This window comes from Sphingomonas pokkalii (assembly GCF_003096275.1).
GTDB lineage: Bacteria > Pseudomonadota > Alphaproteobacteria > Sphingomonadales > Sphingomonadaceae > Sphingomonas > Sphingomonas pokkalii.
On the sequence record NZ_QENQ01000001.1, the window covers coordinates 3,126,815 to 3,139,692 of the forward strand.

At 65.6% G+C, this 12,878-nt stretch carries 8 protein-coding genes and 1 riboswitch; of the genes, 6 read left to right on the forward strand and 2 right to left on the reverse strand.

The window, feature by feature from the left end; translation table 11 throughout:
• Window positions 1–94: 94 nt before the first annotated feature.
• The 3 genes from DD559_RS14375 (at window position 95) to DD559_RS14385 (ending at window position 6,331) form a co-directional block, all read left to right on the forward strand.
• Window positions 95–2,389 carry a TonB-dependent receptor gene (locus DD559_RS14375; RefSeq protein WP_240610269.1) on the forward strand — a complete coding sequence of 765 codons (2,295 nt, stop codon included), beginning with the start codon at window positions 95–97 and terminating at the stop codon, window positions 2,387–2,389.
• Between the two features lie 259 nt (window positions 2,390–2,648).
• The gene (locus tag DD559_RS14380; RefSeq protein WP_116469793.1) at window positions 2,649–4,955 is read left to right on the forward strand and encodes a TonB-dependent receptor; all 2,307 of its coding nucleotides are present in this window, start codon (window positions 2,649–2,651) and stop codon (window positions 4,953–4,955) included.
• A gap of 158 nt (window positions 4,956–5,113) precedes the next feature.
• Window positions 5,114–6,331 carry an alpha/beta hydrolase family protein gene (locus DD559_RS14385; RefSeq protein ID WP_240610270.1) on the forward strand — a complete coding sequence of 406 codons (1,218 nt, stop codon included), beginning with the start codon at window positions 5,114–5,116 and terminating at the stop codon, window positions 6,329–6,331.
• A 205-nt stretch (window positions 6,332–6,536) separates the two neighbouring features.
• On the opposite strand, the gene DD559_RS14390 is transcribed toward DD559_RS14385, so the two are convergent.
• On the reverse strand, window positions 6,537–7,922 hold the full coding sequence (locus DD559_RS14390; RefSeq protein ID WP_116469795.1) for an L-serine ammonia-lyase: 1,386 nt from the start codon (window positions 7,920–7,922) through the stop codon (window positions 6,537–6,539).
• Between the two features lie 102 nt (window positions 7,923–8,024).
• A riboswitch (glycine riboswitch) is annotated at window positions 8,025–8,115 on the reverse strand.
• 27 nt (window positions 8,116–8,142) lie between these two features.
• On the reverse strand, window positions 8,143–8,811 hold the full coding sequence (gene gph / locus DD559_RS14395) for a phosphoglycolate phosphatase (RefSeq protein ID WP_116470924.1): 669 nt from the start codon (window positions 8,809–8,811) through the stop codon (window positions 8,143–8,145).
• 83 nt (window positions 8,812–8,894) lie between these two features.
• On the opposite strand from gph, the gene glmU reads away from it, so the two are divergent.
• The 3 genes from glmU to glmS all read left to right on the forward strand — a co-directional run bounded on the left by glmU (window position 8,895) and on the right by glmS (window position 12,725).
• Window positions 8,895–10,247, forward strand: coding sequence for a bifunctional UDP-N-acetylglucosamine diphosphorylase/glucosamine-1-phosphate N-acetyltransferase GlmU (glmU, locus tag DD559_RS14400; protein WP_116469796.1), 1,353 nt, complete (start codon window positions 8,895–8,897; stop codon window positions 10,245–10,247).
• On the forward strand, window positions 10,244–10,555 hold the full coding sequence (locus tag DD559_RS14405) for a hypothetical protein (RefSeq protein ID WP_116469797.1): 312 nt from the start codon (window positions 10,244–10,246) through the stop codon (window positions 10,553–10,555). The genes glmU and DD559_RS14405 overlap by 4 nt, the downstream gene beginning before the upstream one ends.
• A 346-nt stretch (window positions 10,556–10,901) precedes the next feature.
• On the forward strand, window positions 10,902–12,725 hold the full coding sequence (gene glmS / locus DD559_RS14410; RefSeq protein WP_116469798.1) for a glutamine--fructose-6-phosphate transaminase (isomerizing): 1,824 nt from the start codon (window positions 10,902–10,904) through the stop codon (window positions 12,723–12,725).
• Window positions 12,726–12,878 lie beyond the last annotated feature (153 nt).

Genomic DNA, 12,878 nt, shown 5'->3' on the forward strand with positions numbered 1-12,878 from the left:
GACTTTTCCGTTATTTTCGGGCGCCGACGTTAACCGTCAAGTGACCGACCTAAAAGTAGAGGGCGATGTCTAATCGCGGATAAAGGGGAGTATCATGAAGGCATTGAATCTATCGGTGTGTCATTTTGCGATTGTGGCATCGCTGGCCGCGGGCGGAGCGCAGGCACAGACGAACGATGCGGCCGCGACCGCCGCGGCAACGGGCATGGCGGCAGCGCAGAGTGTCGCCAAGGCCGATCAGGAAAATGTCGAGATCATCGTCACCACGACGGCGCAGAAGCGGTTCGAGAATATCCAGAACGTGCCGCTCGCGGTGCAGGTGGTCACCCCTGCGCAGCTCGAAGCGCAAGGCGTTCGCCATTTCCAGGATCTCGGCAAGGTCGCGCCTTCGCTGACCATTCGTCCGGCGGAGCATCCGGTCAACTCCAACGTTTCGCTGCGCGGTGTCGGCACCTTCGCGTTCGGCATCGGCGTTGAATCGTCGGTGGCGGTGACGGTGGACGGCGTGCCGCTCGCCTTCCAGGCACGCGCCTTCACCGATCTGCCCGACGTGGCGATGATCGAAGTGCTGCGCGGGCCGCAGAGCACGCTCTACGGCAAGGCCGCCTCGGCGGGTCTGATCAAGATCATGACCACGCAGCCGACCAATGATTTTCACGTCAAGGCCAACACCGTCGTCACCGACGATAAAGAATATGGCGGCAATTTCAGCGTCACCGGCCCGATCAACGAAAAGCTCGGCTATGTCTTTTCGGCCAGCTATTCGAACTGGGACGGCAACGTAAAGAACCTGTTCAACGGCAAGCAGGTGAACGGCCGCGAAAATGCCAGCGCACGCGGCAAGCTGAAGTGGAAGGCGACGCCGGACGTCACCTTCACGCTTTCGGGTAACTATATCAACGGTAACACCACCGTCGGCCGACCGTTCATCCGGATGGCTCCCGGGGCGCTGCTGCGCAATGTCCCTGGGCAGACCAGCAACGTCACCCTGCCCGGTGTAACCATCGGTGAGACGAACCAGACCATTAGCAACAACTATGATGCTCGGACCAAATATTCGGGTTGGGGCACGATGTTGCGGACCGACATCAACATCGGGAAGCTGAATGTTCTGGGGCTCACCTCGTACGACCGGTTTCAGCTTGATGACTATCTCGACGTAGACGACACCTCAGCCACTGTGCCGCAGGGCAGCAACATTCAGGTCGGAAGGTTCAAGTCGCGCCTGTTCACCCAGGAAATCCGCCTGCTCTCGCCGGGAACGGACGCGTTCCGTTACGCGCTTGGCGTCTATTACGCCAATACCGGCTTCAAGCGTCCGTTCAAGCGTGGGCCCGTCTTCTCGCTCGCAGATTGGTATGCGACGACAGGCTCGCGCCAGATCGCAATTTTCGGCCAGATCGACTGGGAGTTCGTCAAGAACCTGACCGCTACCGTCGGCGGCCGCGCGCAGAACGAGCGGGTGAAATACACCTTCCTCGACAAGAACCTGGCGGTGCCCGCCAGCTGGGCCGGCCATGCGAGTGACAACGCCACCACCTATCGCCTCGGGCTGCAATATCAGGCGACGCCGGACGTGATGTTGTTTGGTAGCTACGCCACCGGCTACAAGGGCCAGACCTATGACCTGACGACCGGCTTCAACAGCAACCGCGCGGCGGCGGGGCCCATCCGGCCGGAGACGTCGAAGGACAAGGAACTCGGTATCCGCACCCAGTTCTTCGGGCGCCGGATGACCTTCAACGTCACCTATTTCGATACCAACTACACCGACCTGCAGGCCCAGTCGATCGAGACGCTGGCGGACGGCACCTCCAATTTCCGCCTCACCAATGTCGGTGGCCTCAACACCAAGGGCCTTGAGTTCGAGACCGCTGCGCGTGTCACCCGTGACCTGACGATCAGTGGCGCGGCGACCTATCTGGACGCGACCTACACGTCGTTCCCGGTGGCGCAATGTTATGCCTTGCAGGTACTGGCAACGGGCTGCTTCGACGGTTCGCCGCGGTTCCAGAATCTCACCGGCACCCGCGCGGTGCAGGCACCCGAGTGGAAGGGATCGGCCAGCGTGGAATATGCACCGGCGCTGACCGAGAAGCTGAACGGCGTGCTGCAGGGGAGCTGGCAATACCAGTCGAGCGTCTATTATGTGTCGCGCGACCCGCAGACGTTTCAGGGGGCGTTCAGCATCTTCAATCTCAGTGCCGGCGTTCGCGATCACGGTCGTCGCTGGGAAGCCAATATTTTCGTCAACAATCTGTTCGACAAGCAATATTATCCGTCCTTGGTGAACTCGGCGGGCAATTTCGGAAATCAGGTCGCGACCCAGGCGATCCTCCCGCGCGATTTCCGGCGCTATGCGGGTATCCGGTTCGGCGTGAACTACTGATCCTTTCCCACGCGGAGCAGATCATGGGGCGGGAGCAGTGCTTCCGCCCCTTCTCTTTTGGGGTGCACCCAAAGTGTTGCATCTGTGCAGCAGTGCAGGGAATTTGATCGTTCTCATCAAGTAATATTCGGAAAAGTGACGCTGCTGCACGCTATTGTCCTACAATTCCTACATATGAGACGACCGGCATGCCCATATGGTGCAGCGGCCCGGCATGGGGAGAGGAGAACGCAGTTCACCTTTCGAAGGGGCATGATTGATGACGGGTTACCAGCTTTCGCTGCGCACGCTTGCGTTCGCCGCATCGTTTCTTGCCGGCGCGGCTCAAGCGGCGACGGCGGACGAGCGCCTGAATACAGCGGGCGCGCCGGCCCAGACTGCCAAGCCGGTGAAGGACGACAACGAGATCATCGTCACCACGACGGCGCAGAAGCGGTTCGAGAATATCCAGAACGTGCCGCTCGCGGTGCAGGTGGTCACCCCTGCGCAGCTCGAAGCGCAAGGCGTTCGCCATTTCCAGGATCTCGGCAAGGTCGCGCCGTCGCTGACCATTCGTACGGCGGAAAACCCGGTCAACTCCAACGTCTCGCTGCGCGGTGTCGGCACCTTCGCGTTCGGCATCGGCGTTGAATCGTCGGTGGCGGTGACGGTGGACGGTGTGCCGCTTGCCTTCCAGGCGCGCGCCTTCACCGATCTGCCGGACGTGGCGATGATCGAAGTGCTGCGCGGTCCCCAGAGCACGCTGTACGGCAAGGCGGCCTCGGCGGGCCTCATCAAGATCATGACCACCCAGCCGACCAACGATTTCCACGTCAAGGCGAACACGCTCGCCACCGACGACGGCGAATATGGCGGCAACTTCAGCGTCACCGGCCCGATCAACGACAAGCTCGGCTATGTCTTTTCGGCCAGCTATTCGAACTGGGGCGGCAACGTCCGCAACGTGATCGACGGCCGCGACGTCAATGGTCGCGAGACGCTGAGCACCCGCGCCAAGCTGAAGTGGAAGGCATCGCCGGATGTCGTCTTCACGCTGTCGGGCAACTATATGAACGGCAACACCACTGTCGGCCGTCCGTTCATCCGCATGACGCCCGGTGCGGTGCTTCGCCGCCAGCCGGGCCTGACCGCCGACGTGACGCTGCCTGGGATCACCGTCGATCCGCTCAACCAGAAGGCGGCGAACAACGATCGCGCCGGTACCAAATATTGGGGCTGGGGCACGATGCTCCGCACCGACATCAACATCGGCAAGATGAACGTGCTGGGCCTCACCTCCTACGACAAGTTCCGCATGGACGATTATATCGACCATGACGATACGGCGGCGCCCGGCACCTATGGCCGCAACATCCAGGTCGGCGCGTTCAAGTCGCGGCTGTTCACCCAGGAAATCCGCCTGCTTTCGCCGGGGACGGACGCGTTCCGCTACGCGCTGGGCCTCTATTACGCCAATGTCGGCTTCCAGCGGCCGTTCATGCGCGGCCCGGCCTTCTCGCTCGCCAACTGGTACGCGACGTCGGGCTCGCGCCAGATCGCAGGCTTTGGCCAGATCGACTGGGAGTTCGTGAAGAACCTGACCGCCACCATCGGCGGCCGCGCCCAGAACGAGCGGGTGAAATATACCTTCCTCGACAAGAACCTGGCGGTGCCCGCGAGCTTTGCCGGCCACGCCAGCGACAATGCCACCACCTATCGCCTGGGCCTCCAATATCAGGCGACCCGCGACGTGATGGTCTTCGGCAGCTATGCGACCGGCTATAAGGGGCAGACCTACGATCTGACCACGGGCTTCAACAGCAATCGCGCTGCCGCCGGCCCGATCCGTCCCGAGACGTCGAAGGACAAGGAATTCGGTGTCCGCACCCAGTTCTTCGGCCGCCGGATGACCTTCAACGTCACCTATTTCGATACCAACTACACCGACCTGCAGGCGCAATCGATCGAGACGCTGGCCGACGGCAGCAGCAACTATCGCCTGACCAATGTCGGCGGTCTCAACACCAAAGGGCTGGAGTTCGAGACGGCCGCACGCATCACCCGCGATCTCTCGGTCAACGGCAGTGCGACCTATCTCGACGCGACCTATACCTCGTTCCCGGTCGCGCAGTGCTACCCGCTGCAGACCCCGGCGCTGGGCTGTGTGGCGGGCTCGCCCTCGTATCAGAACCTGACCGGCACCCGCGCGATCCAGTCGCCGGAGTGGAAGGGCAGTGCCAGCGTGGAATATGCACCGGCGCTGACCGAGAAGCTGAACGGCGTGTTCCAGGCGAGCTGGCAGTATACCTCCAGCCTGCACTATGTCGCGCGCGACCCGGAGACGTTCCAGGGCGCCTTCAGCATTTTCAACCTGAGCGCGGGCGTGCGTGATCACGGGCGCCGCTGGGAAGCCACGCTGTTCGTCAACAATCTGTTCGACAAGCAGTATTTCCAGTCGCTGGTGAATAGCTCGGGGAACTTCAACGTCAGCAGCGCCGCTGGTTCGGCCAATGCGATCGCCACCCAGGGCGTGCTGCCGCGTGATTTCCGCCGCTATGCCGGTATCCGCTTTGGCGTGAATTACTGATACATGTCGATGCGATGGGGCGGGAGCGCTGCTTCCGCCCCTCCATTGGGAGAGGGGATCGAATGATCGGCAGAAAATGGATCGCGGCCGCGACATGCGCAGCCGCGATTTTTGCGTTTGGAGACACGCGCGCGCAGCAGGCGCCGGCGCAACCGAGCGTGGATGCACCGGAGCTGGCAGCGCTGGGCAGCCATGGTGTCGGCGTCGCCACGCTGGAATTTGTGCAAGCAGCGCAGGCCGACGCGCTGCAAGGGATCGACAAGCCGGTAATCGCCGACCGGCATATCCCCGTGACGCTCTGGTATCCGGCGGCGGCCAAGGGCGCGGGCATCCGGTATCGGGCGGGCCTGCCCGGCGAAAAGGGCGGCGACGTCGCGTTCGAGGTGCCCGGCCTGGCGACGCCCGGCGCGGCGGTGGCGCAAGGACGCTTTCCGCTGGTGATCCTGGCGCACGGCTATAGCAACACGCCCGAGGTGCTTTCCTGGCTGGGCGAAAATCTTGCGAGCAAGGGCTATGTGGTGGTGGCACCCGCCTTTCGCGATCCGCCAATCACTATCCGCACCGCCGCGGCGGCAGCCGGGCCGCTTTCGCGTCGCCCACTCGACATCGCCTTCGTCGCGGCCGAGGCGCAGCGGCGCGCACGGGCCGGGCAGGGGCTGTTCGCCGCCGCCGATGCGGCCCGCACCGCGCTGATCGGCTATTCGATGGGCGGTTACGGCGTTCTTACCGCCGCCGGCGCCCCCCTCCATCCGGGGCTGGCAGCGGCAACGCGCGGCGTGCTTTCACCCTATGTCGCAGGCGGGGCGCAGGCAGATACGCTCAAGGTCGCCGATCTCAAGGCGGTGGTGGCGATCGCGCCGCCTTACAATTTGCGTGGCGTGCAGCTCTGGGCCGAGCCGGGCGTCGCGGCGATCCGCACGCCAACGCTGTTCATCGTCGGCAGCCAGGATCATGTCGTCGGCTATGATCCCGGCGTGCGCAGCCTGTTCGAGCAGGAAGTGCATGCGCCGCGCTATCTGCTCACCTTCCGCGAGGCCGCGCACAGTATTGCCCTGATCGGCGCGCCGCCGGCGATGCGTGAGAGCTTCTGGGACATGGACTGGTTCGAGGACGCGGTGTGGCGCAAGGACCGGCTGATGGCGGTGCAGGCGCATTTCATCACCGCGTTCCTCGACCGCACCGTCAAGGGCGAGGCGGCCAAGGGCGCCTATCTCGACGGGCTGGTGCCCAATTCGAACGACGGCAAATGGGCAGGCGCGCCCGGCGGCCGCTATGCCGGGTTCAGCCCGGGCGCGCCGGCCTCCACCATCTGGAAGGGCTTTCAGCCGAGCCGCGTCTCGGGGATGAACTTCGAGTTCAGGCCCGCCCAGCCTTAAGCAAGACGTGTCCGCTGGCTTCGGCGGTTATCCTCTAGCAACCACTGTCATCCCCGCTAAGGCGGGGATCCATTGCCCTGTGCGCTGGGGGAAAGAACCGCGGCACCAGCGCCAATGGATCCCCGCCTGCGCGGGGATGACGCGTGTTGGGTGGATGGTGCGAAATTTCTATCCGGAGCCGTGCTGGTCCCAGCTCCGTCGTCCCTCAGCACTCGACGACGTTGACCGCCAGGCCGCCGAGGCTCGTCTCCTTGTACTTGGAGCGCATGTCGAGGCCGGTCTGGCGCATCGTTTCGATCACCGCGTCGAGCGAGACCTTGTGCGTGCCGTCGCCGTGGAGCGCGAGCATCGCGGCGTTGATCGCCTTCACCGCGCCCATCGTGTTGCGCTCGATACAGGGGATCTGCACCAGCCCGCCGATCGGATCGCAGGTGAGGCCGAGATTATGCTCCATGCCGATCTCGGCGGCATTCTCGATCTGCGCATTGCTGCCGCCCAGCGCGGCAGCGAGTCCCGCCGCCGCCATCGAACAGGCGACGCCCACCTCGCCCTGGCAGCCCATCTCGGCTGCCGAAATCGATGCCTGGCGCTTGTAGAGGATGCCGATCGCGGCGGCAGTAAGCAGCAGGCGACGGCTGCCCGCCTGGGTCGCGTTGCCGACAAAGCACTCATAGTAGCGCAGTACCGCCGGGATCACGCCCGCCGCGCCGTTGGTGGGGGCGGTGACGACACGGCCGCCGGCCGCATTCTCCTCGTTCACCGCCAATGCCCACAGGCTCACCCATTCGAGCACCGACGCGGGCTCGACGCGGGGGCCGCGCGCCATCAGTTTCTGGTGCAGCTTCCGGGCGCGGCGGGGAACGTCCAGCCCGCCGGGCAGGATGCCGTCCTGCGCCATGCCGCGGTCCATGCAGGCGTTCATCGCCGCATGGATGCCGTCGACGAACGCAAGCGTTGCGGCATCGTTGCGCCAGCCGCGCTCGTTGGCGAGCATCAGCCCGGCAATGTCGAGCCCGAGTTCGGCGCAGCGTTCAAGCATCTCGCGGGCGCTGGCGAAGGGGTGGTTGGTGCCTGCGCTCAACCCGGCGGCGTCTTCCTCGCCTTCGCGGCGGATCGCGCCGCCGCCGACGGAATAATAGGTCCGCTCCAGCACCGCACCATCGACCAGCGTTGCGCGCAGTTTCATGCCGTTGGGATGGCCGGGGAGGAACTGGCGCTTGCGGAACTTGAGGTCGGCGTCGGGATCGAATGCGACCGACGCCGTGCCGCCCAGCAGGATGCGGCGCTCGGCGGCGATGGTCGCCAGCATCGGATCCACCGCATCCGGGTCGACGCCCTCCGGCCGCTCGCCCGCCAGGCCGAGGACCACGGCGCGATCGGTGGCGTGGCCCTTGCCGGTGAGGGCCAGCGAGCCGAACAGCTCGCAGCAAAGCTTCGCGACCGCACGGCCGTCCGCGCTGACCCAGGTGGCGAAATCGCGCGCGGCACGCATCGGCCCGACGGTGTGGGAGCTCGATGGCCCGATGCCGATGGTGAACACATCGGTGATGCTGATCGGCCCTGCATTCGGCCCGACGCCCTTGGTCGCCACGGAACCCGTCTCCTAAAACACTCGGTTGCGGGCCCCTTCTGTCCGTTTGCCTGAGATCGCTATCCCGTCGGCGGGCGCACGGGGCGCCACTCTCCAGAATGTGGTTGTCGGAAGGTCCTTTTGCCTGAGAGTTTCCGGGGCGGTTGCTCCTTCGGCGATCCGGCGAACCGGATTCTCTCCCTTTCCGACATCTTGTGTTTCGCCGCGGGGACGATGGCTGTCAAACGCTGATTCGGGCGAGCGCGGGGATGAGTTCGGCGAAGCTGTCGATCACCGCGTCTGCACCCAGCGTTGCGACCGGGGCCTGCGAGAAGCCGAAGCTGCAGGCGATTACCGGTACGCCCGCCGCCTGCGCCGCCTGCACGTCGTAGAGCGAATCGCCGACGAACGCGGCGGGGCCGCCGCAGCGGCGCAGCATCTCCAGGATCGGCGCGGGGGAAGGCTTGGCGGTGCCGGGGCCGAGCGTGTCGCCGCCGATGACGGTGGCGAAGCGCGGGAGCAGGCCGGTGGCTTCCAGCAGCGGCAGGGTGAGCGCCTCGAGCTTGTTGGTCACCACCGCCAGCGTGATCCCCTGCGCGGCCAGCGCATCGAGCGCGTCGAGCACGCCGGGATAGGGGCGGCTATGCTCGGCGATATGCGCGCCATAGGTGGCGACGAAGCGCGGGTGGAGCCGCGCGAGCACTGCCGCATCGCCGCCGCCGGTCGCGGCGACCGCCTGCTCCAGCAGCACATCCACGCCGCGCCCGACCATGCCGAGGATGCGTGCCAGCGGCAGCGGCGGCCGGCCGTCTTCCGCCAGCACGCGGTTGAGCGTGGCGGCGAGGTCGCCGCTGGTATCGAGCAGCGTGCCGTCGAGATCGAAGCCGATGGACTGGAAGCGCAGGGACATGGCCGCGCGCATGGCAGCATCGCTATGGAAAAGCCACCGGCACCGTGGCAGGGGTTTGCATCCCATTGACCGGAGACTGCCACGTGACTGCACCCATCGCCGCGATCATCCTCGCCGCCGGCAAGGGCACGCGGATGAAATCCGATACCCACAAGGTGCTCCACCCGATCGCCGGGCGGCCGATGCTGCTCCATCTGATCGACAGCGTGAAGGCACTGGGCGCTGCACGCGAAGTGGTGGTCGTCGGCGCCGGTCGCGAGCAGGTCGAGGCCGTCGTGACGCCGCTGGGCGCGGAAACCGCGCACCAGGCCGAGCAGCTCGGCACCGGCCATGCGGTGCTCCAGGCCAAGACGGCACTGGCGGGTTTCGAGGGCGACGTGCTGATCCTCTATGGCGACGTGCCGCTGGTCACCACCGCGACGATGCGGCGGATGGTCGAGCGGTTGCATGGGCCGGACAGCCCCGCCGTGGTGGTGCTTGGCTTCCGCCCGGCCGATCCGGGGGCGTATGGCCGGCTGATCGTCGCGAGCGGCGATCGTCTGTCGAAGATCGTCGAATACAAGGACGCGAGCCCTGAGGAACGGGCCGTCACCCTGTGCAATTCGGGGCTGATGGCGGTGCGCGGTGCCGATCTTTTCGCGCTGCTCGACCGCGTGACCAGCGACAATGCGGCGGGCGAATATTATCTGACGGACATTGTCGGGCTGGCCAATGGCGACGGCCGGGTGGCGGCAGTGATCGAGACCGGCGCTACCGAAGTCGCCGGCGTCAACAGCCGGGGCGAGCTTGCCGCGCTGGAAGCCGAATGGCAGCAGGCCCGCCGCGCGCGTGCGATGGTGGAAGGCGCGACGCTGATCGCGCCGGAGACGGTGTGGTTCGCTCATGACACCGTGCTCGGCCGGGACGTGACGATCGAGCCCAACGTCGTGTTCGGACCCGGCGTCACCGTCGCGGACGGCGTCACGTTGCGCGCGTTCAGCCATATCGAGGGCGCGACCATCGCCAGCGGTGCGACCGTCGGCCCGTTCGCCCGCCTGCGCCCCGGCGCAGTGCTGGAGGCGGACTCCCATGTCGGCAATTTCGTCGAGCTGAAGAACGCGGTGCTGGGCAAGGGCGCCAAGGCCAACCACCTCACCTATCTGGGCGATGCCAGCGTCGGCGCCGGCGCGAACATCGGCGCGGGCACGATCACCTGCAATTACAACGGCTTCCTCAAGCGGAAGACGGTGATCGGCGAGGGTGCGTTCATCGGATCGAACAGCGCGCTGGTGGCGCCGGTGGCGATCGGCGACGGCGCGATCATCGGCGCCGGATCGGTGATCACCCGCGATGTCGAGCCCGATGCGCTCGCCGTGACGCGCCCCGAGACGTTGAAGAAGCAGGGCTGGGCCACGACCTTCCGCGCAACCATGAAGGCACGAAAGGCCGCAAAATGACCGATCGCTATACCGACAAGCCGTTCCTCAAGTTGCTCGATGCCTATGTGCTCGATGCGATTGGGGCGCTCGATGACAAGAGCGACGCCCAGCTTACCGCCGCCGAGCCGGCGCTGCGCGAGGCGTTCGGCGGCGACGGCGACTGGCGGGGCATCGTGGTGCAGCGGATGCAGTTTCCGGAGGGCATTGCCGGCGCGATCCGCGAGGTGTGGGAAAAGGGCGCGGTGCGGTTTCGGGAGGAGCAGGGCCATGAGCCCGACCCGGCCGAGTTCGCGCGGATCTTCAACGACACCAATTTCCCGCATTGAGCGACAGGGGCCGAGGGCCGCGAGCATGAACCTTTCCTGAGGATGGGGTTATCGTTCGTAGCTAAAGAACGCCGTCATCCCCGCGAAAGCGGGGATCCATTGGCGCTGGTGCCGAGGTCCTTTCCCCCAGCGCACGGGGCAATGGATTCCCGCCTTCGCGGGAATGACGAAGGCCTTTTTCGATGTCGGATTGCGAGTGACATCCGTTCTGGAATCCCACCACCCCCAACCCCTCCAAGGAGGAGGGGCTTAACTGCTGGCAGACCCATTCAGCCCCTCCGTCAGTATAGCCCCGCTAGCGGCGGCCCCCGGCCCGCGCTAGGGCTGGGGCAGGAGGGCGGATGCCATGTGCGGAATCGTAGGAATCGTCGGCAGGGAAGACGTTGCGGAGCGTCTGTTCGAAGGGCTCAAGCGCCTGGAATATCGCGGCTATGATTCGGCCGGCATCGCGACGGATGTAGACGGGCGGATCGAACGTCGCCGCGCCTCGGGCAAGCTGGTCAACCTCGGCAAGGAACTCGCCGCCAACCCGCTGCCCGGCACTACCGGCATCGCGCATACCCGCTGGGCGACGCATGGCGGCCCGACCACCAACAACGCCCACCCGCACGCCACCGGCGAAGTGGCGCTGGTCCACAACGGCATCATCGAGAACTTCAAGGCACTGCGCGAGGAACTCACCGCGCGCGGTCGCACCTTCACCAGCGAGACCGACACCGAAGTCGTCGCGCACCTGGTGAGCGAGAAGGTGGAGGCCGGCATGGCCCCGGCGGATGCGGTGCGTGAGGTGCTGCCGCGCCTCCACGGCGCCTTCGCGCTCGCCATCCTGTTCCGCCGGCATCCCGATCTGCTGGTCGGCGCGCGGCTCGGCTCGCCTTTGGTCGTCGGCTATGGCGAGGGCGAGACCTATCTCGGCTCGGACGCGCTGGCGCTGGCGCCGCTCACCCAGCGCATCGCCTATCTGGAAGAGGGCGACTGGGTCGTCATCACGCGGGACGGCGCGGAGATCTTCGACAGGGACAACAACCCGGTCGAGCGCCCGATCACCATCTCGGGCGTCACCGGCGAGCTGATCTCCAAGGGCAACCACCGGCACTATATGCTGAAGGAGATTTACGAGCAGCCGATCGTCGTCGCCCAGACGCTGCGCGCCTATCTCCAGCGCATGGAGGAGCAGGTCACGCTGCCGATCCCGGACTTCGATCTGTCCGCGATCAAACGCGTCACCATCGTCGCCTGCGGCACCAGCTATTATGCCGGCATGGTGGCGAAATACTGGTTCGAGCAGTTCGCCCGCGTGCCGGTGGACATCGATGTCGCCTCCGAATTCCGCTACCGCGCGCCGGTGATGGAAGAGGGCGGGCTGATGATCGTGATCAGCCAGTCGGGCGAGACGGCGGACACGCTGGCCGCGCTCCGCCATGCCCGCAGCGAGGGGCAGACGATCGCCGCGGTGGTCAACGTGCCGACCAGCACCATGGCGCGCGAGGCGGACCTGCTGTTGCCCACCCATGCCGGGCCCGAGATCGGCGTCGCCTCGACCAAGGCATTCAGCTGCCAGCTGGCGGTGCTGGCCGCGCTGGCGGCCAATCTCGCCAAGGCCAAGGGAAAGCTGGACGAGGCCGAGGAGCGCCGCATCGTCCGCCACCTGGCCGAGGCGCCGGCCTCGCTCAACGCCGCGCTTGCCTATGACGAATCGATCCAGGCGATGGCGGGGGTGATCGCGGCGGCGCGGGACGTGCTCTATCTCGGCCGCGGCACCGATTATCCGCTGGCGCTCGAAGGCGCGCTGAAGCTGAAGGAAATCAGCTATATCCACGCCGAGGGCTATGCTGCCGGCGAGATGAAGCACGGCCCGATCGCGCTGATCGACGATGCCGTGCCGGTGATCGTGATCGCGCCTTCGGGCCCGCTGTTCGACAAGACCGTCAGCAACATGCAGGAAGTGCAGGCGCGCGACGGCAAGGTGGTGCTGATCTCGGACTATGACGGCATCCAGGCGGCCGGCGACGGCTGCATCGCCACGATTACCATGCCCAAGGTGCACCCGCTGATCGCGCCGCTGGTCTATGCGGTACCGGTGCAACTGCTGGCCTATCATGTCGCGGTGGCCAAGGGCACCGATGTGGATCAGCCGCGCAACCTGGCGAAGTCCGTTACGGTAGAGTAACGGCTTGCGGTTGCTTGCATATCGCTGCGCGCTTACCGTTCGGGCAGCATATAACCATGCACCAATCGCTTGGATCAAGGCGGGATGGACAGAGGCGCTGCGCTGTATCGGGGCCGTGCACGCCCGTCGTCCAAGCCCGTAGTTTCGCCATAT